At 68.1% G+C, this 23508-nt stretch carries 22 protein-coding genes; 12 read left to right on the top strand and 10 right to left on the bottom strand.

Features of this window, described 5'->3' with window-relative positions:
* Nucleotides 1-413 precede the first annotated feature (413 nt).
* Both DID98_RS36355 and DID98_RS24650 read left to right on the top strand, forming a co-directional pair.
* The gene (locus DID98_RS36355) at nucleotides 414-536 is read left to right on the top strand and encodes a hypothetical protein (protein ID WP_260428111.1); all 123 of its coding nucleotides are present in this window, start codon (nucleotides 414-416) and stop codon (nucleotides 534-536) included.
* 83 nt (nucleotides 537-619) lie between these two features.
* Nucleotides 620-1048 (top strand): VOC family protein, encoded by a 429-nt coding sequence (locus DID98_RS24650; RefSeq protein ID WP_124488815.1) that lies wholly within the window; start codon nucleotides 620-622, stop codon nucleotides 1046-1048.
* Between the two features lie 489 nt (nucleotides 1049-1537).
* On the opposite strand, the gene DID98_RS24645 is transcribed toward DID98_RS24650, so the two are convergent.
* Complete coding sequence (locus tag DID98_RS24645; protein ID WP_124571611.1) at nucleotides 1538-2833, bottom strand: O-acetylhomoserine aminocarboxypropyltransferase/cysteine synthase family protein; 1296 nt, start codon at nucleotides 2831-2833, stop codon at nucleotides 1538-1540.
* Between the two features lie 133 nt (nucleotides 2834-2966).
* Here DID98_RS24645 and DID98_RS24640 point away from each other — a divergent pair, with 133 nt between their 5' ends.
* Nucleotides 2967-3635 carry an O-methyltransferase gene (locus DID98_RS24640; protein WP_044848099.1) on the top strand — a complete coding sequence of 223 codons (669 nt, stop codon included), beginning with the start codon at nucleotides 2967-2969 and terminating at the stop codon, nucleotides 3633-3635.
* A 110-nt stretch (nucleotides 3636-3745) separates the two neighbouring features.
* Here DID98_RS24640 and DID98_RS24635 read toward each other — a convergent pair whose 3' ends face one another.
* The 3 genes from DID98_RS24635 to DID98_RS24625 all read right to left on the bottom strand — a co-directional run bounded on the left by DID98_RS24635 (nucleotide 3746) and on the right by DID98_RS24625 (nucleotide 6567).
* Nucleotides 3746-4969, bottom strand: a complete 1224-nt coding sequence (locus DID98_RS24635) for an RtcB family protein (protein WP_124571610.1) — start codon at nucleotides 4967-4969, stop codon at nucleotides 3746-3748.
* A 197-nt stretch (nucleotides 4970-5166) separates the two neighbouring features.
* A complete protein-coding gene (locus DID98_RS24630; protein ID WP_124571609.1) occupies nucleotides 5167-5928 on the bottom strand; it encodes a bifunctional 2-polyprenyl-6-hydroxyphenol methylase/3-demethylubiquinol 3-O-methyltransferase UbiG in 762 nt (253 codons plus the stop codon).
* Nucleotides 5929-5940: 12 nt separating this feature from the next.
* A complete protein-coding gene (locus DID98_RS24625) occupies nucleotides 5941-6567 on the bottom strand; it encodes a LysE family translocator (protein ID WP_044848096.1) in 627 nt (208 codons plus the stop codon).
* A 171-nt stretch (nucleotides 6568-6738) separates the two neighbouring features.
* Between DID98_RS24625 and DID98_RS24620 the strand changes: the two genes are divergently transcribed.
* From DID98_RS24620 to DID98_RS24610, 3 genes are all read left to right on the top strand, one after another.
* Nucleotides 6739-7539, top strand: coding sequence for a helix-turn-helix domain-containing protein (locus DID98_RS24620; RefSeq protein ID WP_124488811.1), 801 nt, complete (start codon nucleotides 6739-6741; stop codon nucleotides 7537-7539).
* Between the two features lie 138 nt (nucleotides 7540-7677).
* Complete coding sequence (locus DID98_RS24615; protein ID WP_124571608.1) at nucleotides 7678-8097, top strand: ATP--cob(I)alamin adenosyltransferase; 420 nt, start codon at nucleotides 7678-7680, stop codon at nucleotides 8095-8097.
* A gap of 99 nt (nucleotides 8098-8196) precedes the next feature.
* Complete coding sequence (locus DID98_RS24610; protein WP_124571607.1) at nucleotides 8197-9198, top strand: LysR family transcriptional regulator; 1002 nt, start codon at nucleotides 8197-8199, stop codon at nucleotides 9196-9198.
* Between the two features lie 160 nt (nucleotides 9199-9358).
* On the opposite strand, the gene DID98_RS24605 is transcribed toward DID98_RS24610, so the two are convergent.
* Nucleotides 9359-10267: a LysR substrate-binding domain-containing protein gene (locus DID98_RS24605; protein WP_124488808.1), complete on the bottom strand. Its 909-nt coding sequence runs from the start codon at nucleotides 10265-10267 to the stop codon at nucleotides 9359-9361.
* 108 nt (nucleotides 10268-10375) lie between these two features.
* On the opposite strand from DID98_RS24605, the gene DID98_RS24600 reads away from it, so the two are divergent.
* Both DID98_RS24600 and DID98_RS24595 read left to right on the top strand, forming a co-directional pair.
* Entirely contained in the window at nucleotides 10376-11458 is a 1083-nt protein-coding gene (locus DID98_RS24600; protein ID WP_124571606.1) for a tartrate dehydrogenase, read from the top strand.
* A 201-nt stretch (nucleotides 11459-11659) separates the two neighbouring features.
* Nucleotides 11660-12970, top strand: a complete 1311-nt coding sequence (locus tag DID98_RS24595) for an MFS transporter (protein ID WP_124571605.1) — start codon at nucleotides 11660-11662, stop codon at nucleotides 12968-12970.
* 127 nt (nucleotides 12971-13097) lie between these two features.
* Here DID98_RS24595 and DID98_RS24590 read toward each other — a convergent pair whose 3' ends face one another.
* From DID98_RS24590 to DID98_RS24575, 4 genes are all read right to left on the bottom strand, one after another.
* Nucleotides 13098-13595, bottom strand: a complete 498-nt coding sequence (locus tag DID98_RS24590) for a shikimate kinase (protein ID WP_124488805.1) — start codon at nucleotides 13593-13595, stop codon at nucleotides 13098-13100.
* A 207-nt stretch (nucleotides 13596-13802) separates the two neighbouring features.
* Nucleotides 13803-15137, bottom strand: coding sequence for an argininosuccinate synthase (gene argG / locus DID98_RS24585; RefSeq protein ID WP_044848086.1), 1335 nt, complete (start codon nucleotides 15135-15137; stop codon nucleotides 13803-13805).
* Nucleotides 15138-15487: 350 nt separating this feature from the next.
* Nucleotides 15488-16558 (bottom strand): FUSC family protein, encoded by a 1071-nt coding sequence (locus DID98_RS24580; RefSeq protein WP_124488804.1) that lies wholly within the window; start codon nucleotides 16556-16558, stop codon nucleotides 15488-15490.
* Between the two features lie 154 nt (nucleotides 16559-16712).
* A complete protein-coding gene (locus DID98_RS24575; RefSeq protein ID WP_409333445.1) occupies nucleotides 16713-18245 on the bottom strand; it encodes a diguanylate cyclase in 1533 nt (510 codons plus the stop codon).
* A 518-nt stretch (nucleotides 18246-18763) separates the two neighbouring features.
* On the opposite strand from DID98_RS24575, the gene DID98_RS24570 reads away from it, so the two are divergent.
* The 4 genes from DID98_RS24570 to DID98_RS24555 all read left to right on the top strand — a co-directional run bounded on the left by DID98_RS24570 (nucleotide 18764) and on the right by DID98_RS24555 (nucleotide 23010).
* The gene (locus DID98_RS24570; RefSeq protein ID WP_124488802.1) at nucleotides 18764-20299 is read left to right on the top strand and encodes an amino acid permease; all 1536 of its coding nucleotides are present in this window, start codon (nucleotides 18764-18766) and stop codon (nucleotides 20297-20299) included.
* 361 nt (nucleotides 20300-20660) lie between these two features.
* Complete coding sequence (locus DID98_RS24565) at nucleotides 20661-20906, top strand: DUF3717 domain-containing protein (RefSeq protein WP_044848083.1); 246 nt, start codon at nucleotides 20661-20663, stop codon at nucleotides 20904-20906.
* 250 nt (nucleotides 20907-21156) lie between these two features.
* Nucleotides 21157-22074 (top strand): LysR family transcriptional regulator, encoded by a 918-nt coding sequence (locus DID98_RS24560; protein ID WP_044848082.1) that lies wholly within the window; start codon nucleotides 21157-21159, stop codon nucleotides 22072-22074.
* A 123-nt stretch (nucleotides 22075-22197) separates the two neighbouring features.
* Nucleotides 22198-23010, top strand: a complete 813-nt coding sequence (locus tag DID98_RS24555) for an alpha/beta fold hydrolase (RefSeq protein WP_124571604.1) — start codon at nucleotides 22198-22200, stop codon at nucleotides 23008-23010.
* A gap of 51 nt (nucleotides 23011-23061) precedes the next feature.
* Here the strand turns inward: DID98_RS24555 and DID98_RS24550 are convergent, their stop codons facing one another.
* The gene (locus tag DID98_RS24550) at nucleotides 23062-23415 is read right to left on the bottom strand and encodes a hypothetical protein (RefSeq protein ID WP_044848115.1); all 354 of its coding nucleotides are present in this window, start codon (nucleotides 23413-23415) and stop codon (nucleotides 23062-23064) included.
* Nucleotides 23416-23508: the final 93 nt, after the last annotated feature.

The following is a 23508-nucleotide window of genomic DNA, read 5'->3' as shown; positions in this document are numbered from 1 at the left end:
TCTCCTTGATGTGGCCGCCGGGTGGCGATCCATGAGCGCAGTATGCGAAAGCCGCCGAGCGTGACCGTGATCGGCAGATGACAAATGCGTCAGATTGCGGGGCCGAGGGGCGTGACGTGCGGGTCTGGCCGACGTGATGCAATCGTCATGTTCGGGTCATGCATGCGATGAGCGGGACGCGGAGCATGTCGCCTGCCGACGGCCGATGGTGTCGACGGCATGCGCACCGTTCGCCGCACCGGCATGGAGGGCGGACGGTCTCGTCTAGACTTTCATTCCGGACCCGACAGTGGATCGTCCCGCCATTCGCCTGTCGTTGCTTGCCCTGCTGATTGCCCCGTTGGTCGCCGGTTGCGCGTCATCCCGTCCCGAAGCCGGGACGGTCGGATCGTCCGCGCCGAAGGCCGCGCGCGATGCGGCCCACCGGCCTGATGCCCGGCGCGCGGATCGACCATGCGGGGCATCGATGCGGCAATCCGGGCTTCTACGTGAAGACGCATCCGTGCCTGTTCCCGAAGCGCAACGTCACGCCTTGATGCAGTCATATCCCCGCGCCACATGCGCGGCTGTCGACTATAGTTATGCACGAACAACACCCATCCACGTCGAAGGCGGGCAAATGATCGATCACGTTTACATCTCAGTCACCGACATCGAGAAGTCGCTGATCTTCTACTCCGAAGCGTTGAAGCCACTCGGCTGGAGCGTATTCGGCAACTACGACTCCGCGAATGGCCCGGCGAGCGTCCCCGATCTCTACGGCATCGGCGACGATGTGTACGGCAAGGGAGAGGGGGTTGGATCAAGTATCTGGCTACGGAAACGTCAGCCGGGCGAGACCGGCCTTTACCTGGGGATCGTCTGCGATACGAACGAACTGGTCGACGCTGCCTACGCAGCCGCAATCAAGGCCGGCGGCCTCGATGAGGGAAGACCGGCGGATCGTACCTACTTCGCCCCCGGCTACTACGCCGCCAACGTCGCCGACCTCGACGGCAACCGTCTCGAGTTCGTACACAAGGCGTGGAACCCCAAGCGACGCCCATAGCAATCCAGTGGATGCACGGGTGTCGTCGCGGTCCGTATCGCCTTGAACGATCCCGCACCGGATAGACGGCTGCTTCGCGAACGTGCGGTTGGCCGAACCGGATCGGCAAGCCCTGTCCACGGAATTCCGCAAACGAGCAAAAAAAGGCCCGGCACTCGCAGTGTCCGGGCCAACGCGTGATCGTGCCGTGCGACAGCGATACGCTTGCGTGGTTCGCAACGGGCATCACCCGTCACGCATTCGATGGTATGCGACGCGATCCATCGCGAACCTGATCGGAAGATGAAATTTTCGTCACGCCGCGTATCGGTGCGCGATCGACATTCCGATCAGAAGCGATGGCGTAGTCCGAGATTGACGATCCCTTGCGTAGCCGTAGGCGCCGATGCGGGTGCTGCGACGCACGATGGTTGCATGCCGAACGTGGCCCCAGGCATCGACCGGCGATTGAACGTCTTGAAGCGGGCGTGTCGGCACGCCCGCATCGGCTCACAGCTGCGCGAGCGCCTGGTCGAGATCGGCGAGCAGGTCGTCGATGTGCTCGATGCCGATCGACAGCCGCACCGTTTCCTCTTTCACGCCGGCCTTCGCGAGCTCGGCCGGCGACAGCTGGCGGTGCGTCGTCGAGGCCGGATGCGTCGCGAGCGACTTCGTGTCGCCGATGTTGACGAGCCGCGTGAACAGTTTCAGCGCGTCCTGGAACTTCGCGCCGCCGTCGCGTCCGCCCTTCACGCCGAACGTCAGGATGCCGGGCGCGCGGCCCGACAGGTAGCGCGCGACGAGCGCATGATCCGGGTGATCGGGCAGCCCGGCGTAGTTCACCCATTCGACGTGTTCATGGCGCGCGAGATGCTGCGCGATCTTCAGCGCGTTGTCGCTGATGCGCTCGATGCGCAGCGCGAGCGTCTCGATGCCTTGCAGGATCTGGAACGCGTTGAACGGCGAGATCGCCGCGCCCATGTTGCGCAGCGGCACGACGCGCGCGCGGCCGATATACGCGGCCGGCCCGAACGCTTCGGTGTAGACGACACCGTGATAGCTGACGTCGGGCTCGTTGAGCCGCTTGAAGCGGTCCGCGTGCTGCGCCCACGGGAACTTGCCCGAATCGACGATCGCGCCGCCGAGGCTCGTGCCGTGGCCGCCGAGATACTTCGTCAGCGAGTGCACGACGATGTCCGCGCCGTGTTCGAACGGACGCAGCAGGTACGGCGACGGCACCGTGTTGTCCACGATCAGCGGGATACCGTGGCGATGCGCGACTTCCGCGAGCGCGGCGATGTCGGTCACGTTGCCGAGCGGATTGCCGACCGATTCCGCGAAGATCGCCTTCGTGCGCGCGTCGATCAGCGGCTCGAACGACGCGGGGTCGCGCGGATCGGCGAAGCGCGTCGTGATGCCGTATTGCGGCAGCGTATGCGCGAACAGGTTGTAGGTGCCGCCGTACAGCGAACTGGCGGACACGATGTTGTCGCAGGCTTCCGCGATCGTCTGGATCGCGTACGTGACGGCCGCCTGGCCCGACGCCAGCGCCAGCGCGCCGATGCCGCCCTCGAGCGCGGCGATCCGCTGTTCGAGCACGTCGGTCGTCGGGTTCATGATCCGCGTGTAGATGTTGCCCTGGACCTTCAGGTCGAACAGGTCTGCGCCGTGCTGCGTGTCGTCGAATGCGTACGCAACGGTCTGGTAGATCGGCACCGCGACCGCGCGCGTGGTCGGGTCGGGTCGATAGCCGCCGTGCACGGCGATGGTTTCGAGGCGCCAGTTCGAAGAGGCCTGATCGGTCATGAGTGCTCCATCTGTTGTTGTCGTGGTCGAGCGATTATAGGAGCAGGTGCGCTGCCGTCCTTAGAACGAATGGTTTGTTGCTTATGGGGCCGCCGCGCATAGAATGCGTTTTTCTTCCGATGAAGGGTGCGCGATGGACCAGGATCAGTGGAACAAGGTGGATGCGTATTTCTCCGCGACGCTCGTGCCGACCGACGACGCGCTCGACGCCGCGCTCGCGGCGAGCGACGCGGCCGGGCTGCCCGCGATCAACGTCGCGCCGAACCAGGGCAAGCTGCTGCAGCTGCTCGCGACGATTCGCGGCGCACGGCGCATCCTCGAAGTCGGCACGCTCGGCGGCTACAGCACGATCTGGCTCGCGCGCGCGTTGCCGCCGGACGGCCGGCTCGTGACGCTCGAACTGAACCCCGATCACGCGAAGGTCGCGACGCGGAACATCGCGCGCGCCGGGTTCGCGGATGTCGTGTCGGTGGTGGTCGGCAGCGCGAAGGACAGCCTCGCGCGGCTCGTCGATGCGGGCGAGGCGCCGTTCGACTTCATCTTCATCGACGCGGACAAGGACAACAACGCCGCTTATCTGGACGCCGCGCTGAAACTGTCGCGGCCCGGCACGGTGATCGTCGTCGACAACGTCGTACGAGGCGGGCGCGTGGCCGATCCGGACAACCGTGAGCCGGACGTCGTCGGCGTGCGCGACGGGTTCGCGCGGATCGTCGCCGAGCCGAACCTCACGACGACCGCCTTGCAGACGGTCGGGCTGAAGGGCTGGGACGGGTTTTCGATCTCGATCGTCGGCGCGTGACGTGACGGTGGCGCATCACCGCGGTCGTCGGCCGCACCGGACGTGCGATACGGTCGCGGCCACGGATCTTTCATCGAGCGCGGCCGCCCGGCCTTCGGCCGCGCGCCGCGCTATCCTTTCACGCACACCACCTGACGCAGCGTGTGCACCACTTCGACGAGGCTGCGCTGCGCCGCCATCACCGCATCGATGTCCTTGTAGGCTATCGGGATCTCGTCGACGACACCCGCGTCCTTCCGGCATTCGACGCCGCGCGTCGCCTTGACCTGGTCGTCGACCGTGAAGCGGCGCTTCGCTTCGGTCCGGCTCATCGCGCGGCCGGCGCCGTGGCTGCACGAGCAGAAGCTCTCCGGATTGCCGAGCCCGCGCACGATGAAGCTTTTCGCGCCCATCGAACCCGGAATGATGCCGAGCTGTCCCTTCTGCGCGGATACGGCTCCCTTGCGCGTGACGAGCACGTCCTCGCCGAAGTGGCGTTCGCGCTGCACGTAGTTGTGGTGGCAGTTCACCGCGTGCTCGTCGACCGCGAACGGTTTCGCGATCACGCCGCGCGCCGCGCCGATCACCGCGTCCATCATCGCCTGCCGGTTGCGGCGCGCGTAGTCCTGCGCCCAGCCCACCGCTTCGACGTAGTCGTCGAAGTGCCGGCTGCCCTCGGTGAAATACGCGAGGTTGCGATCCGGCAGGTTCGCGATGTGCTGCCGCATGTCGGCCTGCGCGAGTTCGATGAACAGGCTGCCGATCGCATTGCCGACGCCGCGCGAGCCGCTGTGCAGCATGAACCACACGCGATCCGCTTCGTCGATGCACACCTCGATGAAGTGGTTGCCCGTGCCGAGCGTGCCCAGATGCGCGTAGTGGTTCGTCTTTTCCAGCTTCGGATACTTGCCGACGATCCGCTGGAAGCCCGGCAGCAGCGACTTCCACGACTCCGTCACGGCGGCCGGCGTGCGATCGCCCCATGCGCCCGGATCGCGGCGGCCCGGCGCGCGGCCGTGCGGCACCGCGCGTTCGATCGCGCTGCGCAGCCCGCCGAGCGCGTCCGGCAGGTCCGCCGTCGTGAGCGTCGTGCGCGCGGCCATCATCCCGCAGCCGATGTCGACGCCGACCGCGGCCGGGATGATCGCGCCCTTCGTCGGGATCACGCTGCCGATCGTCGAGCCCTTGCCGAGGTGGACGTCGGGCATCACCGCGACGTGCTTGAAGATGAACGGCATCTGCGCGGTGTTGCGCAATTGCGTGCGCGCGTCGTCCTCGACCGCGACGCCTTGCGTCCACATCTTCACCGGCTTGCCCTTCGCCAGTTCCATCACCTGAAAATCATCGTGACTCATTTGCTTCACCTTCGAGCGCCCCTTCAGTCGTCCGGCGCAAGCTCTTGAACGCATGATGCTTCCATCTATTCTTGTCTTTTTCTTCACTGGCTGCCGGCCGACGTGCGTTGGCCGAATCGGGGTACGACGCGACCGGGTCGACTCGATTCGCGGAGTGCTCGCTGCACGGTAGCCGCGCGTGAACGATGTTCCACCATTCACGCGCGGCAGATCGCGATGATCTCCGCGCTGGCCGCGTCGTCGAACGGCGCGCCTTGCCAGTCGCCGTACCAGTGCGCCGACGAGAAGCCGGCGGCCGCGACACGCGCCTGCAGGTCGGGTTGCGCGATGAAGCGCAGCCGGCTCGCGTTCTTCACCTGCGTATCGTCGCGATGAAAGCGGTAGACCGTGTCGAACGACACGATCGGACCGTCGACCGCGGTCACCGCATGATGGAGTTCGACGCTGCCGAATTCGGGCGAATCGATGCGGGTGGCCGACGCCGCCGGAGTCCAGCCGAGCCACGGCTCGACACGCGGATTACGGGTTTCGAACAGGAAGCGCCCGCCGTCGGCCAGCACGCGCCGCGCGCCGCACAGCGTCGCATCGATCTCCGCGTCGGTCAGCAGGCACTGGAACGCGTGCCCGGTCATCACGACGGCATCGAACGGCGCGCCGGGCGGCAGGCCGCCGAGATCGCACGCGAGCCAGCGCACCGCGCCGGCGCCCGGCTGGCGTCGCGCATGGTCGATCATCGCGGGTGCGGGGTCGATCGCGACGACGTCGTGCCCGGCCGCCGCAAGCCGGCGCGCGAACGTGCCGGTGCCGCAGCCGAGATCGAGAATCCGTTGCCGCCCGGTGCCGAGGCGCGATGCGTAGAACGCGAAGTCACGATCGCCGGCGTTGAACCGGTCGTAGACCGCGACGAGGCGCGGATCGGCATAGAGGATTTCGCCGGCGGCCGCCGCGTCGGACGTCACGCGAAACCCGCGTCAGCGCTGTTGCACCGCGACGCGCAGCCCGAGCGCGATGAAGATCGAGCCGATGATCTTTCCCTGCCAGCGCGTGAGCCACGCAAGCCGCTTCACGACGCGGCCGAGCGGACGGATCGAGCATGCGATCAGCGTCGTATAGAGCGAGCTGAGCACGACGAAGATCAGCCCGAGCACCGCGAACTGCACGAACGTCGAGCCGCGTTCCGGATGCACGAACTGCGGCATGAACGCGAGGAAGAACAGCGCGGTCTTCGGATTCAGCACTTCGGCGGGAATCGCCTGCAGGTACGCCGTCAGCGGCGTGACGGGCGGCACCTTCGGCAGCGACGGATCGGACGGCCCGTCGAGCAGCGCACGCACGCCGAGGTAGATGAGGTAGGCCGCGCCGACCAGCTTCACGACGTTGAACGCGAGCGCCGACGTCATCAGCAGCGCCGACAGCCCGACGGCGGCAAACAGCGTATGCACGAAGTCGCCGCTCGCGACGCCGAGGCCGGTCAGGATGCCGGTCTTGCGGCCGCCCTGCACGGTGCGGCTCAGCACGAGCAGCACGGCGGGGCCCGGGATCAGGAACAGGCCCAGGACGACGGCGGTGAAGGTGGCCAGCGTGGTCAGGTCGAACATGGCGGCTCCGGCAAGGTTGGCGAGGCGGCGGGGGATCGACGCATTGTATTCGGATCGGCGCGCGTCTGCCGATGCCGGCCGGGAACCGCGCAGCCGCGCCGGCGCCTTTCTGGTATAAGCACGAAAGGCCGCGCGGGCACGCCGTCCGGCCGCTTTCGACACCATCGTTCCATGCGCGACCTGCCACCCGTTACCGCCCCCGCTGCCGACGCCGACGTCTATCACGTGCCGCGCCCGCTCGTCGTGTTCGGCGGCTCGGTCGTCGAGCCCGAATGGCGGCTCGAACGGCACAGCCATCCGCAGGCGCAACTGCTGTACACGCTGAGCGGCGTCATCTATTGCGAGATCGACGGCGGCGTGTGGAGCGCACCGCCGCAATGCACGGTGTGGATTCCGGGCGGCGTCACGCATTCGGCGCGCGGTTCGGCCGGCGCGACGTTCTACGCGGTGCTGGTGGAGCCCGATGCGGCGCCCGGCCTGCCGGCGCGCTGCTGCACGCTGGGCATGTCGCCGCTGTTGCGCGAACTGCTGCTGAAGGCCGCGAGCTTCCCGAGCCTGTACGACGTCGACGGTCCGCAGGGGCGGCTGATGGCGACGCTGCTCGACGAACTCGTCGCGGCGCCGGTCGAGGACCTGTATCTGCCGATGCCGGCCGACCGCCGGCTGCGCAGGCTGATCGATCACCTGCTCGACGACCCGGCCGACAAGTCGCCGCTGCCCGAACTCGCGCGCCGCGCCGGCGTCAGCGAGCGCAGCCTCACGCGGCTCGCCGCGAAGGAACTCGGCATGAGCCTCGGCGACTGGCGCCGGCGGCTGCACGTCGCGCTGTCGCTGCGGATGCTGACGGCGGGCCGCCGCGTGCACCAGATCGCGATCGACCTCGGCTACGAGAGCGCGAGCAGCTTCGTGACGATGTTCCGCAAGGCGACCGGCAAGTCGCCGACCCAATACCTGACCGACCGGCAGCGCTGACCGTGCCGTGCTGAGCCGTGCAGTGCCAGGTCGGCACGCGCGCGCTTGACCGGATCGAACAAGCGGTTGGCCGGCACGAGAAATGACGGGACGGGCGTCGCTCCTTAACATGAGAATCATTCTCATCTGGAGGCAGACATGCAGATCGTCACGACTGAATTCCCGTTGGTGTGGTTGCGTTACGCGCGTTCGCCGTCGAGCGATCCCGCGCACTTGCTGGCCGAACTCGACGCGTTGCTCGCGCGCCGCGAACGTTTCGTGTTCCTGACCGACGATGCACCGTCCGGCGACGATCGCGATGCGCAGGATCACGAGATGCGCAAGCAGCTCGCGAAATGGAGCAAGGCGAATCGCGCGCAATCGCGCGAATGGATTCCCGCGATGATCGCGGTCGAGCCCGACGCGCAGCGGCGCGCGGCGCTCGATGCGTTCTCGGCCGCGTTCGAGAAGGTCTGGGGGTATCCGTTGAACGCGGCGGCGAATCGTGACGAGGCGCTCGCGCTGGCACGGCAGCTGCTCGCCGCGCCGGCCCGCGCGGCCACGGCCACGCGCGACTGAACCGGTCGCCGCGCCGGCGGCGCGGCTCGCTCACTGACAGGCATGCGCCGCGTCGCGTTCGCGCGTGATGCGTGATGCCGTATTCCGCGGGAGTTTCCGGTGGACAATCCGATTCGCGCGATGCGCATCTTCACGCGCATCGTCGAGATGAACAGCTTTACGCGCGCGGCGCACTCGCTCGGCATTTCGCGCGCGACCGCGACGCGCACCGTGCAGGAACTCGAGGCGGCGCTCGGCATGCCGTTGCTGGTGCGCACGACGCGCGCGCTGCGGGCGACGCCGGAAGGCGACGCGTATTACCGGCGGTGCCAGCGCATCACCGCGGACGTCGACGAGCTCGAAGCGAGCCTGCGCAATGCGGCGCGGCATCCGAGCGGGCCGCTGCGCGTCGAGTTGCCGGGCGCGGTGGCGGACGCGATCGTGCTGCCGGCGCTTGGCGCGTTCCATGCGCGCCATCCCGAACTCGTGCTGATGCTGGGCGTGTCCGGACGCGCGGCCGACCTGATCGGCGATGCGGTCGACTGCAGCATCCGGCTGGGCGCGCTGCCCGATTCGTCGCTGGTTGCGCGCCTGCTCGGCGCACTCGAGCGCGTGACCTGCGCGAGCCCCGCGTATCTCGAGCGCTGCGGCGTGCCGCGTTCGCTCGATGCGCTCGCCGGGCATCGCGCGGTCAACGGCGCGTTCGCGTCGGCCCAGCGCACCGCCGAACTCGAATTCGCGATCGACGGCGCGGTGCGCAAGATCCGGCTCGATGGCATCGTCAGCGTTGACGACGAGCAGGCGTACCTGGCGTGCGGCGTGCATGGCCTCGGGTTGATCCAGCCGCCGCGCGTCGTCGCGCAGCCGCTGATCGACGCGGGACAGTTGCAGGAAGTGCTGCCGCGGTGGCGGCCGGGCGCGGTTTCGGTGTCGGCCGTCTATGCGAAGCGCCGGCACGTGTCGCCGGGCGTGCGCGCGTTCGTCGACTGGATCGCGGAGCGTTTCGAGGATGCCGCGCAGGACCGGGCCGGTGTGAGCGTGCCTGGGGCAGCGCTGCGGCAGATGGCAGCGACGGCGATCGCCGCGTGCGAGCCCGACGGGAGGCTGGCGGCCGCGGCGTGACGGCGGGGCGCGCGTCCGGATGTGCCAATATTCTGGCGATTTGTGGGCCGGTTCGCCAAAATACTGGCATTCCGCCAGCCGGTGCATCGTCAGACTCAATCAGTCGAACCGGTCGCGCCGCGATCCTGATACGTTCGCGTGCATTGGCGCCCGCCTCCCGTCACCCACCCAGCTCCCCCGCCAGAAAATCCACGAACGCGCGTATTCGCGCGGACATCTGATGCCGCTGCGCATACACCGCGTAGATATCCGCGCTCGGCGTTTCGTAGTCGGGCAGCACGACGACGAGGCGCCCGTCGGCCAGGTAGTCGCGGATATCCCACTCGGCGCGCATCAGGATGCCGTGCCCGTCGAGCGCCCACTTCACCGCGATCTCGCCGTCGTTCGTCGTCAGGTTGCCGTTGATCCGCACGGCTTCCGTGTTGCGCGCCGCGCCGCGTCCGCTCGCCAGCCGCCAGATCCCGTAGCCTTCGTCGCCTTGCCGGATGCCGATGCAGTTGTGCCGCGTCAGCTCGTGCGGCGTGCCCGGCGTGCCGTGCCGCGCGAGATACGCGGGCGCCGCGCACAGCAGCCGGCGGTTCGGCGCGAGCCGTCGCGCGACGACGCGCGTATCGGGCGGCTCGCCGAAGCGGATGCACACGTCGAACGCGTCGTCGGTGAGCGGCGGCGGCATCACCGACAGTTGCAACTGCACCGACACCTCCGGAAAACGCGCGACGAAGCGCGAGATCGCGGGGCCGACGTGGCTGCGCCCGAAGCCGAGCGTCGCGTTCACGCGCAGCAGCCCCTTCGGCCGCTGCCGCGCGCTGCCGAGCAGTTCGCCCAGTTCATCCATCTGATCGAGGATCCGGCGCGCGTAGTCGAGATACACGTCGCCCTCGGGCGTCAGCATCATGCGCCGCGTCGTGCGGTTGACGAGCGTCACGCCCGCGCGCCGCTCCATCTGCGTGAGCCGCTTGCTGACGGCCGCCGCGGTCAGCCCGAGCTCGCGCGCGGCCGCGCTCAGGCTGCCCGCCGCGGCCAGCGTCGAGAAGAAGCCGAGATCGGCCGGCTGGACGGTATCCGCCATGACGGGATTCATGAATTGAAGTTAAAGATGCTTTGAGTATAGCCCCGGTTTCCACACTTCCAGTTCGGTAAAGTGCGTTCACGCTCACGATCAATCGAGGATGTCAGCATGAAGACCTACCGTATCGCGACCATTCCCGGCGACGGCATCGGCAAGGAAGTGGTGCCTGCGGCCAAGCAGGTGCTGGAAGCGCTGGCCCGCGGCAGCGACCGCTTTGCGTTCGAGTTCGAGGATTTCGACTGGGGCGCCGATTACTACCGCCTGCACGGCGCGATGATGCCGGCCGACGGCCTCGACGCGCTGCGCGGCAAGGACGCGATCCTGTTCGGCTCGGCGGGCGACCCCGACGTGCCCGACCACGTGACGCTGTGGGGCCTGCGCCTGAAGATCTGCCAGGGCTTCGACCAGTACGCGAACGTGCGGCCGACGCGCATCCTGCCCGGCATCGACGCGCCGCTGAAGCGCTGCGGGCCGGCCGACCTGAACTGGGTGATCGTGCGCGAGAACTCGGAGGGCGAATACGCGGGTGTCGGCGGCCGCGTGCACCAGGGGCATCCGATCGAGGCGGCGACCGACGTGTCGATCCTCACGCGTGCCGGCGTCGAACGCATCATGCGCTTCGCGTTCCGGCTCGCGCAGTCGCGTCCGCGCAAGCTGCTGACCGTCATCACGAAGAGCAACGCGCAGCGTCACGCGATGGTGATGTGGGACGAGATCGCGAAGCAGGTCGCGCAGGAATTCCCCGACGTCACGTGGGACAAGGAACTCGTCGACGCCGCGACCGCGCGCATGGTGAACCGCCCGGCGTCGCTCGACACGATCGTCGCGACCAACCTGCACGCGGACATCCTCAGCGATCTCGCGGCCGCGCTCGCGGGCAGCCTCGGCATCGCGCCGACCGGCAACATCGATCCCGAGCGCCGCTATCCGTCGATGTTCGAGCCGATCCACGGCTCCGCGTTCGACATCATGGGCCGGGGCCTCGCGAATCCGGTCGGCACGTTCTGGTCGGTCGTGATGCTGCTCGAGCATCTCGGCGAGACGGCAGCGGCCGCGCGCGTGATGCAGGCGATCGAGGCCGTGACGGCCGATCCGTCGCTGCATACGCGCGACCTCGGCGGCAGCGCGACGACCGCGCAGGTGACGGCCGCGGTCTGCGAGCGCGTCGCGCACGCGGCGGTCGCCGCCTGACAGTAACGAGAACGGCGACGAGGACGGCGACGGCCGCACGCGCAGCCGGTCGCCTTCCGTTCGCCGCCCCCCGGATTTTCTGCCCGCGACTCGCGCATTCGACGCGAGCCGGGCGCCGGCGCGCACGCTTCGTCGTAATGCCGGCGGTACCCACCGAGCCCGCGCGGACAGCGCGCGACTCGACCTCGAAGGAGGAGACACATGCAAGCGGATCTGGAAACCCGCGTCGCGCGGAAACTGATGTGGCGCATCATTCCGTTCGTGATGCTGCTTTACTTCGTCAGCTTTCTCGATCGCGTCAACGTCGGCTTCGCGGCGATGACGATGAACAAGGCGATCGGCCTGTCGCCGACCGCGTTCGGACTCGGCGGCGGCCTGTTCTTCATCGGCTACTTTCTGTTCGAAGTGCCGAGCAACCTGATTCTCCATCGCGTCGGCGCACGCATCTGGATCGCGCGCGTGATGATCACGTGGGGCATCGTGTCGGCGGTGTCCGCGTTCGCAGCCGGGCCGACGAGCTTCTACGTGTTGCGCTTCCTGCTCGGCATCGCGGAAGCCGGCTTCTTCCCCGGCATCATCCTGTACCTGAGCCTGTGGTTTCCCGCGAAGCAGCGCGCGGTGGCGGCCGCGTGGTTCATGGCGGCCGCGCCGATCTCGACCGCGATCGGCTCGCCGCTGTCGGGCGCGATCATGCAGATGCCGCCGCTGTTCGGGCTTGCCGACTGGCAGATGCTGTACATCGTCGAGGCACTGCCCGCGGTCCTGCTCGGCTTCGTCGTGCTGAAGTGCCTGACCGATGCGCCGTCGAAGGCCGCGTGGCTGCGGCCGGACGAGCGCGACTGGCTGGTCGCGAAGCTGAAGTCCGAGGCCGACGCGCGGCACGCGCATGCCGGGCACACGGCCGGCGCGTGGCAGGCGCTGCGCGACCCGCGCGTGCTGGCGCTCGCGCTGATCTACTTCGGCACGTCGGCGGGGCTCTATACGCTCGGCCTCTGGGCGCCTCTGATGGTCAGGCAGTTCGGCTTCACCGCGTGGCAGACGGGCCTGCTGACCGGCATCCCGAGCATCGCCGCGGTCGTCGCGATGATCGGCTGGGCGCGGCATTCGGATCGCACCGGCGAACGCACGTGGCATGTCGTGATTCCGTGCGTGCTCGCGTGCATCGGCTTCGTGTTCGCGGGGCAGGCGAGCACCGCGCTCTTGACCGTGCTCGCGCTGGTCGTCGTCAACATCGGGATCAGCGCCGCGAAGGCGCCGTTGTGGGCGATGCCGAGCGCGTTCCTGTCCGGCGCCGGCGCGGCCGCGGGGATCGCGATGATCAACTCGATCGGCAACCTCGGCGGCTTCGTCGGGCCGTTCGCGATCGGCTGGCTGAAGAACGTGACGGGCGGCTATGCGGCCGGGCTGTACGTGGTGGCGGGCACGCTCGCGGTGTCGGCGGTCGTCACGCTCATGCTGAGCCGCAAGGGGGCGCGCGAGCAGGTCGTGCCGGGGGTGCGGCATCATCATTGAATTGCAGGCAGCGCGTGTTGCCGGACGTGGCGACTGTGCGGAGGGTGCCGGCGCTCGCGTGCGCGAGGCCTTTGCCCACTACGCGGTGTGACGCGACTTCCGCCCCTCGCGCGCGCCGGTTTCCCCGCTACACGTTCGGCGATTGCGCGCTTCGTGCGATCTCCTGCGCACACGCATCGGCCGACGCTTTCGACGTGTCGACGAAGCAATCGCTGAACGCGCGCGCCGCATACCCTTCGCGATACATCTCGGCGATACGTTGCCGCTCCCAGTCCGTCAGCGCGCGCGTGCCGCGATCCGACGCCGCGATCGCTTCCGGCGGCGCGAGCGTCACGACGAACAGGCGCGCGTCGCGTGCGTCGCAGGCTGCGCGCAGCCGGTCGAATTCCGCGTCGCCGATCGGATAGGCGATCACCAGATGACGTTCGCGTGCCTGCGCGATCTCTTTGACGAGGCGCGCCAGCGCGATCGCCCACTGCACGTCGAACGGGGTGTCGTCGGGCGCGTCGTGATCGTCGCCGTCGATGAAGCGCGCATCGGGCAGTCGCTGCGCGAGTGCGCGACCGATCGTCGTCTTGCCGCTGTTGATCGGGCCGTTCAGGTGGATGACGGTGAGGGAAGTCATGAGCCGGGCCGGAAATCGGACGACTGGCAGCTTGCCACGATTGCCGTAGCCTTGCAGCGCCGTTTGCGCGTGACGCGGTGGCGCGAGTAGAGCAGGAAGGGAAAGAAGCGGAGGAAGAAGCAGCAGGCCGCGCGTGCACCGATGCACATGCGGCCTGCCCGGCCGGAGCGCGTATCGGCTACGCGCCCCGGCGTCGAGCGAAGTGACTTACTTGTCGTCGCCCTTGATCTGCGGCAGCGCCGACGCTTCACCCGGCGTCAGCAGGCCGACTTGCGAATACACGCGCAGCTTGTCGCGCGTATCGGTGATGTCGAGGTTGCGCATCGTCAGCTGGCCGATCCGGTCGCGCGGCGAGAACGTCGACGCCACCTTCTCCATCGACAGGCGTTCCGGCTGATACGTGAGGTTCGGCGACTTCGTGCTCAGGATCGAGTAGTCGTTGCCGCGGCGCAGTTCGATCTTCACTTCGCCGGTGATCGCGCGCGCGACCCAGCGCTGCGCCGTTTCGCGCAGCATGATCGCCTGCGGGTCGAACCAGCGGCCCTGGTACAGCAGGCGGCCGAGACGGCGGCCGTTCTCGCGGTACTGCTCGATCGTGTCTTCGTTGTGGATGCCGGTGACGAGACGCTCGTATGCGATGTACAGCAGCGCGAGGCCCGGGGCTTCATAGATGCCGCGGCTCTTCGCCTCGATGATGCGGTTCTCGATCTGGTCGCTCATGCCGAGGCCGTGGCGGCCGCCGATGCGGTTCGCTTCCAGCAGCAGCTCGACCTGATCCTTGAACTCGACGCCGTTCAGCGCGACCGGCTGGCCGGCTTCGAAGCGCACCGTCACTTCCTCGGCGGCGATCTTCACGTCGTCGCGCCAGAACGCGACGCCCATGATCGGGTTCACGATCTTGATGCCGCTTTCGAGGCTTTCGAGGTCCTTCGCTTCGTGCGTCGCGCCGAGCAGGTTCGAGTCGGTCGAATACGCCTTCTCGGCCGACATCTTGTAGGCGAAGCCGGCCTGGTTCATGAATTCGGACATTTCGGCGCGGCCGCCGAGTTCGTCGATGAACGTCTGGTCGAGCCACGGCTTGTAGATCTTCAGGTCCGGGTTCACGAGCAGGCCGTAGCGGTAGAAACGCTCGATGTCGTTGCCCTTGTACGTGCTGCCGTCGCCCCAGATGTTGACGCCGTCTTCCTTCATCGCGGCGACGAGCATCGTGCCCGTCACGGCGCGGCCGATCGGCGTCGTGTTGAAGTACGTGACGCCCGCGGTCGTGATGTGGAACGCGCCGCTTTGCAGCGCGGCGATGCCTTCGGCGACGAGCTGCGCGCGGCAGTCGATCAGGCGGGCGCCGGCTGCGCCGTATTCGATCGCGCGTTTCGGGATCGCGTCGTAATCGTCTTCGTCGGGCTGGCCGAGGTTCGCCGTGTATGCGTACGGGACGGCGCCCTTCAGTTTCATCCAGTGCAGCGCGGCGCTGGTGTCCAGGCCGCCGGAGAAGGCGATACCGACCTTCTGGCCGGTCGGGAGGCTTTCGAGAATCGTGCTCATAGGAATTACCGTGGATTGAAGCCGGTGGGATCGTATTTCGCGGAATATGCGAGTATCGGCTGTCCGGGAAGTTGGGGCAAGACCTGATTTTCGCGCCAATACGTCTTCGGGCCTGTCGCGACGGGCCTGGCGGGCGATTAACCGGCCGGAGAATCCGGCGCGAAACGGCCTCGGACGGCGGTCGAAACTGGCGAAGGCGCGCCGGCGCGCACGCCCGATTGGCGGGGCCAGATCGGTCGGCCGGTGCGGCATCCGCGCTCAGGATGCCGGGCCACCTTTATGAAAGGCTAATGAAAGATGCCCTGAGGCGCCCGGCGTCCGTCGGCCTTCGAATCGTCAAAGCTCCAGGTTCAGATATTCCACGCCTGCGCGGTATCGAGCAGTTTCTCGCGCAACTGATCCACTTCGCCGGCCAGCTTGGCCGTGATCGACACGTAGCCCGACAACTGCGCCGGCGGGGCGTCGTGCGGCGGCTCGGCCGGCCGGCGGCGCGGTGCGAGCCGGCTCGGCGTGCCGAACTTGAGCGCGCGGCTCGCGCCGACGAGCGTGTCGCGGATGCGCCGGTTCATCGCCTTCATCTCGGTGCGCATGTATTCGCGCGCGGCGAGGTCGTCGCGGGCCGGCACCGTGCTCGACAGGATCTCCAGATAGCCGATGCACAGGCGCAGGCCGCGCTGGATCGCCTCGAGCTGCGTGACCGGGATGTCGCATTCCTTCGACACCGACGGCATCAGCGAGCGCAGCTGCACCAGCAGCGCGCTCAGCGCGGCCATTTCCTTCAGGTGCGCGTCGTCGCTCACGTGGCGGTCGCCCGCGAGCCGCGCATGCACGGCCGCGCACGCGCGCAGCGCGTCGGCGAGCTTGTAGCGCCACGAGTAGGTCGCATAGAGCGGCAGCGCGAACGAGAACGCCAGCGCGATCGCGATGCCGGTCAGCACGTTCACCGCGCGCCACAGGCCGTCGACGATCTCGTTGTCGCCGTGCCCGGCGACGATCACCATCGTGATCGCCGACAGCAGCGCGATGTAGCCGGCCTTGCCGATCGCGTGATACGCGCAGAGCCCGCACGCGATCGCCATCAGCAGGTAGATCGCGAGCGGCGCGTGCAGGACGGAGTAGAGCAGGATCAGCCCCAGCCCCGCGAGCGCGCCGATCGACGTGCCGAGCGCGCGCTCGGCCGCCTTCTTGCGGATGTTGCCGTGGTGCTGCAGTCCGCCGACGACGATCAGCACGGTGATCGTCGACCATTCGCCGTGCGGCACGCGCAGGCCGGTGGACAAGGCGATCGACACGAGAATCGCGAGCGCGACGCGCGCCGCATGGATCAGCTTCGCGTGCCGGTAGCGGCGGTACGGGTCCAGCAGGGGACGGAGCGCGTGGCGCAGGAGCGGCGGGAATCGGGCAGGGAACTGGGCGGTCATGACGGAGCGGGGGTGGCCGGCGGGATGGCCGGAATGCGCGTGCGGCGCGGGCGGGCCGGCGCCGCGCCGCACGCGCGGCTGACGTAACGCTAGCCGAACGCGCGCGGGCTGTCCACGACGGCGCGGCGCGGCGCGGGTGCCGCCGGCCGCCGCGTCACGCGTCGGCCGTATTCGCCTCGGCGTTCGACACGCGATTGCGGCCGCCGGACTTCGCGTGGTACAGCGCCGCGTCGGCCTGCCGCAGCAGCGTCGCGGCGTTGACGCGCCCGCCGGCGCTGGTCGCCGCGCCGATGCTCGCCGTCACGTGCCCGTACGGGCTGCGGACGTGCGCGATGTCGAGCCCGGCGATCGCACGGCGGATCGCTTCGGCGACGGTCGCCGCGCCCTGCGCGTCGGTGTCGGGCAGCGTGACGACGAATTCCTCGCCGCCGTAGCGCGCGACGTGGTCGCTGTCGCGGCGCAGGCAGCGCGACGCGGATTGCGCGACGCGGCGCAGCACGTCGTCGCCGGCGAGGTGGCCGTAGTAGTCGTTGAACGCCTTGAAATGGTCGACGTCGACGAACAGCACCGACAGCGGCCGGCCGCTGCGCGACGCGCGCTGCGCCTCCTTCGCGAGCACGGCATCGAACGTGCCGCGGTTGTCGAGCCCGGTCAGCGAATCGGTATGCGCGAGCCGGTACAGATTCAACTTGGTGACCTGCCGGCGCTCGAGTTCGCGCGACAGCGCGAGCGAGCCCCCCAGGATGAACACGGTAAACAGGCCCATCAGCACGGCGGTCCAGATCGCGCGATGGCGCCACGGCGCGTAGATGTCGATCTCGGCGGGCGCGACGTCGACGATCAGCGGCAGATGCGCGAGATGCTTGTAGACGTAGATGCGCCGCACGTCGTCGATCGCGCCGACGCCCGTCAGCACGCCTTCGCTGCTGCGCTGCGCCTTGATGAAGAGCGGGGAGTGGTGGAGGTCGAGGCCGACCACGCGCGGATCGTACGGCAGGCGCGAGACGAGCGCGCCATTGTCCTCGACGATCGCCGCGCTGCCGTGCTGGCCGACCGCGAGCCCGTCGAGCAGCGCGCGGAAGTAGCCGATGTTGAGCGTGCCGACGACGATTCCGCCGAAGCGGCCGTCGGCCAGCGTGATCCGGCGGCTGAGCGCGATCGTCAGCGCGCCGCCGCGCAGCCGGGACGCATAGGGCCGGCTGATATAGAGGCCCTGCACGAGCCGGTCGCGATGCACGGCGAAATACTCGCGGTCGGCGAAATTGCCTTGTCGCGGCGGCGATGCGGCCGAATCGATCACGATATTGCCGTGCGGATCCATTACGAAAATGGCGCCGAGATACGCGCCGGTCGCGGCGCGGTCGAACAGCAGCCGGTGACGCTGGCGCGGCGGCAATGCCGTCAGTTCCGGATCGGCGAGCCCGTCGACGACGTTTTGCAGCGAAAGATCATACAGTTCGATATTGCGGGAAATATCGCGCTCGATCAGCAGCATCAGGTTGCGCGCATTTTCGACCGCATGGTCATACGCGTCGTGGCGTGCCTCGATTAAAAGCGACGTCGAGAGTCCCCAGCTGAACAGCAGCAGCACGACGCCGGCGACGAGCACGCCGCGGGGCGACAGTATGCGTGCCACGGCCGTCGCGGTATGACGGCGCAGCGTAGCGAGCGGCGTGGGTGGCATCATCCTCGGGGCAGGCGGCGGATATGTGCGTCGTCGACGATTCCGCGCTCTGATTAATTCGCATTAGTCGGCATTATCTCGCGAATTCCCGAAATTCGCCGCTCGATGCAAAACATGCATGCGCCAATCCGATTCGGAACGATTACGCATCATTACCTTGAGCCGGGCGTTCGTTTCGATTTGAATCGCGATTATGGGTAGACGGTATTTTGTCTGATTATTAGGGCATATCGATCGATTTTGTCGTTTTAATACAGGATCGGGCTATTGCGCCGGCGCGATTGCGTATCGGGCGGGGAGGTGCACCGTCGCGGCTCACCCCGCGTCGGCATGCGGCGCCGGGGTGTCCGGACCCGAGCGGTTCCGACGGCGAATCAGGTAGAATCCGCGCTTCGCCGCTGGCGCCCGGCGCGCAACGCGTATCGGGGCCGCATCGAATGCATCGCAGCAGGCGGCGCGACGCGCCCCGATCCCGCATGCGCCGGCCCCGGATGCCGGCCCGCTCAACGTTCGTCTCGTTTATGTCCGCAATCCCGAATTCCGACCAACCCGGTTCGTCCGCGAACCCACCCAAGCTTCATCGCGCGCTGAAGGCGCGCCATCTGACGATGATCGCCATCGGCGGCTCGATCGGCACGGGCCTGTTCGTCGCGTCCGGCGCGTCGATCTCGCAGGCCGGCCCCGGCGGCGCGATGGTCGCGTACATGCTGATCGGCCTGATGGTCTATTTCCTGATGACGAGCCTCGGCGAAATGGCCGCGTTCATGCCGGTGTCGGGCTCGTTCGCGACCTACGGCGCGAAATACGTCGACGAAGGCTTCGGCTTCGCGCTCGGCTGGAACTACTGGTACAACTGGGCCGTGACGATCGCGGTCGAGCTGGTCGCCGCGCAGCTCGTGATGCACTACTGGTTCCCGGACGTGCCGGGCGTCTGGTGGAGCGCCGCGTTCCTCGGCGTGATGTTCCTGCTCAACGCGCTGACCGTGCGCGGCTTCGGGGAAGCCGAATACTGGTTCGCGCTGATCAAGGTCGTCACCGTGGTCGCGTTCATCGGCGTCGGCCTGCTGATGATCTTCGGCATTCTGAAGGGCGCGCCGGGCAACGGCTGGGGCAACCTGACGATCGGCGACGCGCCGTTCGCGGGCGGCCTGCCGGCGCTGATGGGCGTCGCGATGATCGCGGGCTTCTCGTTCCAGGGCACCGAGCTGATCGGCGTCGCGGCCGGCGAATCGGAGAACCCGCGCACGACGATCCCGCGCGCGGTGCGTCAGGTGTTCTGGCGGATCCTGCTGTTCTACGTGCTGGCGATCTTCGTGATCGGCGTGCTGATTCCCTACACCGACCCGAACCTGCTGAAGAGCGACGTGACCGACATCGGCGTGAGTCCGTTTACGCTCGTGTTCCGCCACGCGGGCCTCGCGTTCGCGGCCGGCGTGATGAACGCGGTGATCCTGACGGCCGTGCTGTCGGCCGGCAACTCGGGCATGTACGCGTCGACCCGGATGCTCTACAACCTCGCGACGGAAGGCCGTGCGCCGAGGCTGTTCGCGAAGCTGTCGCCGGGCGGCGTGCCGCGCAACGCGCTGTACGCGACGACCGCCGTCGGCGCGCTGTGCTTCTTCACGTCGCTGTACGGCGACAAGACGGTGTACCTGTGGCTGCTGAACACGTCGGGGATGACGGGTTTCATCGCGTGGCTCGGCATCGCGATCAGCCACTACCGGTTCCGCAAGGGCTACGTGAAGCAGGGCTACGCGGTCGACCAGCTGCCGTACCAGTCGAAGTGGTTTCCGTTCGGCCCGCTGTTCGCGTTCGTGCTGTGTCTCGTGATCGCGCTCGGCCAGGACTACCAGGCGTTTCTCGCGAACCGGATCGACTGGGCGGGCGTGGCCGCGACCTACGTCGGCATTCCGCTGTTCCTCGTCGTGTGGCTCGGCTACCGGCTCCTGAACAAGAGCCGCTTCGTGCGCTACGAGGACATGGAGATCGCGCCGTGGGCGGCCGCGAACCGCAGCGCGCAGCTGCAGCGCGTGGAGAACCGCGAAACCGTCGGCTGATGCCGGTGCGGCCACCGGCCGCGTGGTGCGCGATGAAAACGGGAAGCCCGCGGGCTTCCCGTTTTTCGTTGGGACGTCCGGGCGACGCGGGGTGCCGCCGACGTCGGTAGCCGACGCGTGCGTCGTTCCAGATACCGTTCCAGCCGCCGCCGACCCCGCTTTTTTTGTCGGCTTTGCGCTGCACGGGGTCAAAGCCGGTTATATTTCCCGACCCTACCGGGCCACGGTCCGGCCGGCGCGACGAGCGCGGCGCGGATCGGGCATCCGGCGCGCGCCTGTTGCGGCGGCCGGCGGCGCCCGGCGTTTCCATCGTTCCGCCGCGGCCGGCCCGGCCCGCGGAGCGCGCAATCCAGAGGAATCCATGAGCGCATCACCCGCCGAGCGGAAGGCCGGACCCGTTTCCATCGTGCGAATCGAAGCCGCGATCAACGCGTGGCGCGAAGTGTATCCGCCGGCGCCGGACGGCGAGGACGGCTACGCGCTCGACGCCGGCAGCAACTGCCTGGCCGAGCTGTACGGCACGATGATCTGCTATCGGCTGCCGGACGTGCCGCTCGACTCGCTGAGCGACGCGCAGCGCGATGCGCTGTACGCGACCGAGGCATGACGCGCGGTCGGGACGCTGCCGCGACGCGGCGTCGATGAAGCAACGGGAAGCCTGGCGGCTTCCCGTTTTGCTTTGCGGCTTTGCGCGGTGCGCCGCCCGCGAGGGCGGGCGCGGCGCGGCTCGCGCCGGTATCGGCGCGGGCTGAGGTATCGTCATGGCATCGGGAGCAGGCGCTCACGGGACGACCGGCGCGGCACGTGTGTGCGCGGGGCCGAATGAACGTCCGTGGCCTGTCCGGGAGGGTTCGAACATGGAGTTGAGACACCTCCGCTACTTCGTCGCGGTTGCCGAGGAGCGGAATTTCACGCGCGCGGCCGAGCGCCTGCACATCGCGCAGCCGCCGCTCAGCCGGCAGATCCAGCAGCTCGAGGACGCGCTCGGCGTGCCGCTGTTCGAGCGCAACGCGCGGCCGCTGAAGCTGACCGACGCGGGGCGGTTCTTCTATTCGCACGCGGTGCAGCTGCTCGCGCAGACCACCGAGCTCGAATCGATGACGAAGCGGGTCGGCAAGATCGAGCGCAGCATGTCGGTCGGCTTCGTCGGCTCGACGCTGTACGGGATGCTGCCGAAGATCATCCGGCGCTTTCGCAGCGAGTATCCGGCCGTCGAGCTGAGCCTGCACGAGATGTCGACGATGGACCAGATCAAGGCGCTGAAGGAAGGGCGCATCGACGTCGGGTTCGGGCGCATCCGTCACGAGGACCCGAGCGTGCGGCGCGTCGTGCTGCGCGAGGAGCGGATGATCGTCGCGCTGCCGGTCGGTCACGTGCTCGACGGCGCGAAACCCGTGCTGTCGCTGCACGATCTCGTGAACGACACGCTGATCATCTTCCCGAAGGCGCCGCGGCCGAGCTATGCGGACCAGGTGCTCGCGGCATTCCACGATCGCGCGCTGCAGCCGCGCAAGATCTACGAGACGCGCGAACTGCAGATCGCGCTCGGGCTCGTCGCGATGGGCGAAGGCGTGTCGGTCGTGCCGCACAGCGTGTACGGGCTGAAGCGCGACGACATCAGCTACAAGCCGCTCGACGATCCGAAACTCGTGTCGCCGATCATCATGAGCATGCGGATGCTCGACGAATCGGAGGACATCCGCGCGATGCAGGCGCTGATCTACCGGCTGTACGACGAGTCGCAGATGGAGTATCTGCCGCCGCAGCCCGAATGAGCGCGCGGGCGGTGGGGGCTTGCTTGACGCCGCGCGCGTCGGCCGGCCACCATCGTCGGCATTCTGCGGTCCGCCCGCGTGCGGCCGCCTTCATGCAGCCTTCATGCAGACGATGACATGCACATGACTGAAATCGTGACCGAGGAGACCTGGGTCGAGACGCCGCAAGGGCGTCTCTTCGCGAAGCGCTGGCGCGGTGCGCCCGCGCAGGCGACGGCCGCGACCGGGCCGGCCGCGCCGATCGTGCTGCTGCACGATTCACTCGGCTGTGTCGAACTTTGGCGCGACTTCCCCGCGCAACTCGCGCGCGCCACGCAACGCGACGTGATCGCATACGACCGGCTCGGCTTCGGCCGGTCCGACCGCCATCCGGGACAGCTCGGCACGACGTTCGTGCGCGACGAGGCCGATCAGGGCTTCCGCGCGCTGCTCGAACGGTTCGGCATCGATGCGTTCGTGGCGTTCGGGCACAGCGTCGGCGGCGGCATGGCGGTCGGCTGCGCGGCCGCGTATCCCGCGCGTTGCCGCGCGCTGGTGACGGTCGCCGCGCAGGCGTTCGTCGAGGATCGCACGCTCGACGGCATTCGCGAGGCGGGGCAGCAGTTCGACGCGCCGGGCCAGCTCGAGCGGCTCGTGCGCTATCACGGCGACAAGGCCGAATGGGTGCTGCGTGCGTGGGTCGGCACGTGGCTGTCGCCGGCGTTTCGCGACTGGAGTCTCGACGACGCGCTGCCGCGCGTGCGCTGCGCGACGCTCGCGATTCACGGCGAGCAGGACGAATACGGGTCGGACGTGCATCCGAAGCGGATCGCCGCGCGCGTCGCGGGGCCGTCGTCGTTCCTGCTGCTCGACGGATGCGGACACATGCCGCATCGCGAGCGGAGCGGCGACGTACTCGCGGCCGTGGCGAGGTTCCTGCGCGGTGGGCTCGCCTGAACGGCCGGGCGCAGGCGCGCGATGCGACCGGCGGGCCGAGCCCGCCGGCGCTCAGAACGACAGCTGGATCGCGAGATCGAGCGCGAGAATCGCGATCGAGCAGCCGATGCCGAGGACCACGTTCGGCAACCGGTGTTCGAAGTCGCGATTGTCGCGGCGCATCGCGGCGCCGAGCAGGAAGATCGCCTCGACGACGATCTGCAGCCCGACGAACAGCAGCATCAGCAGGTACTCGTAACCCATCTGCTTGAACGCGGCGAATTGCATCCCGTGATCGCGGATCCATTGGCCGACGCGCAGCAGTTCGTAGACGAACAGCAAGGCGGGAAACAGGTAGCTGATGAAATACGTCGGCGCCGTGGCGTGCCGTAGTTCGAGGTGGAAGTGCTGATGCATGGTAGCCATCACGAAGCCCTCCTTGCAAACGCATGATTGCGGTCGCGACGGCGGCGCGACGACGTGCGGACTAAGGGATTGCCCGAGGCATCGTGCGGGGCC

Source organism: Burkholderia sp. Bp8984, from assembly GCF_003853755.1.
GTDB lineage: Bacteria > Pseudomonadota > Gammaproteobacteria > Burkholderiales > Burkholderiaceae > Burkholderia.
Note: the sequence above shows the minus strand (reverse complement) of the source record. Positions and strands in the feature narration are given on the sequence as shown.

Bases quoted from the DNA above. Each gene is read 5' to 3' on its own strand.
- DID98_RS36355 (WP_260428111.1), top strand. From the start codon at position 414: ATGCGGCCCACCGGCCTGATGCCCGGCGCGCGGATCGACCATGCGGGG.
- DID98_RS24650 (WP_124488815.1), top strand. From the start codon at position 620: ATGATCGATCACGTTTACATCTCAGTCACCGACATCGAGAAGTCGCTG.
- DID98_RS24620 (WP_124488811.1), top strand. From the start codon at position 6,739: ATGCGCGACCTGCCACCCGTTACCGCCCCCGCTGCCGACGCCGACGTC.
- DID98_RS24575 (WP_409333445.1), bottom strand. From the start codon at position 18,245: ATGATGCCACCCACGCCGCTCGCTACGCTGCGCCGTCATACCGCGACG.
- DID98_RS24570 (WP_124488802.1), top strand. From the start codon at position 18,764: ATGTCCGCAATCCCGAATTCCGACCAACCCGGTTCGTCCGCGAACCCA.
- DID98_RS24550 (WP_044848115.1), bottom strand. From the start codon at position 23,415: ATGGCTACCATGCATCAGCACTTCCACCTCGAACTACGGCACGCCACG.
- DID98_RS24595 (WP_124571605.1), top strand. From the start codon at position 11,660: ATGCAAGCGGATCTGGAAACCCGCGTCGCGCGGAAACTGATGTGGCGC.
- argG (WP_044848086.1), bottom strand. From the start codon at position 15,137: ATGAGCACGATTCTCGAAAGCCTCCCGACCGGCCAGAAGGTCGGTATC.
- DID98_RS24640 (WP_044848099.1), top strand. From the start codon at position 2,967: ATGGACCAGGATCAGTGGAACAAGGTGGATGCGTATTTCTCCGCGACG.
- DID98_RS24635 (WP_124571610.1), bottom strand. From the start codon at position 4,969: ATGAGTCACGATGATTTTCAGGTGATGGAACTGGCGAAGGGCAAGCCG.
- DID98_RS24615 (WP_124571608.1), top strand. From the start codon at position 7,678: ATGCAGATCGTCACGACTGAATTCCCGTTGGTGTGGTTGCGTTACGCG.
- DID98_RS24565 (WP_044848083.1), top strand. From the start codon at position 20,661: ATGAGCGCATCACCCGCCGAGCGGAAGGCCGGACCCGTTTCCATCGTG.
- DID98_RS24600 (WP_124571606.1), top strand. From the start codon at position 10,376: ATGAAGACCTACCGTATCGCGACCATTCCCGGCGACGGCATCGGCAAG.
- DID98_RS24555 (WP_124571604.1), top strand. From the start codon at position 22,198: ATGACTGAAATCGTGACCGAGGAGACCTGGGTCGAGACGCCGCAAGGG.
- DID98_RS24560 (WP_044848082.1), top strand. From the start codon at position 21,157: ATGGAGTTGAGACACCTCCGCTACTTCGTCGCGGTTGCCGAGGAGCGG.
- DID98_RS24645 (WP_124571611.1), bottom strand. From the start codon at position 2,833: ATGACCGATCAGGCCTCTTCGAACTGGCGCCTCGAAACCATCGCCGTG.
- DID98_RS24605 (WP_124488808.1), bottom strand. From the start codon at position 10,267: ATGGCGGATACCGTCCAGCCGGCCGATCTCGGCTTCTTCTCGACGCTG.
- DID98_RS24580 (WP_124488804.1), bottom strand. From the start codon at position 16,558: ATGACCGCCCAGTTCCCTGCCCGATTCCCGCCGCTCCTGCGCCACGCG.
- DID98_RS24625 (WP_044848096.1), bottom strand. From the start codon at position 6,567: ATGTTCGACCTGACCACGCTGGCCACCTTCACCGCCGTCGTCCTGGGC.
- DID98_RS24590 (WP_124488805.1), bottom strand. From the start codon at position 13,595: ATGACTTCCCTCACCGTCATCCACCTGAACGGCCCGATCAACAGCGGC.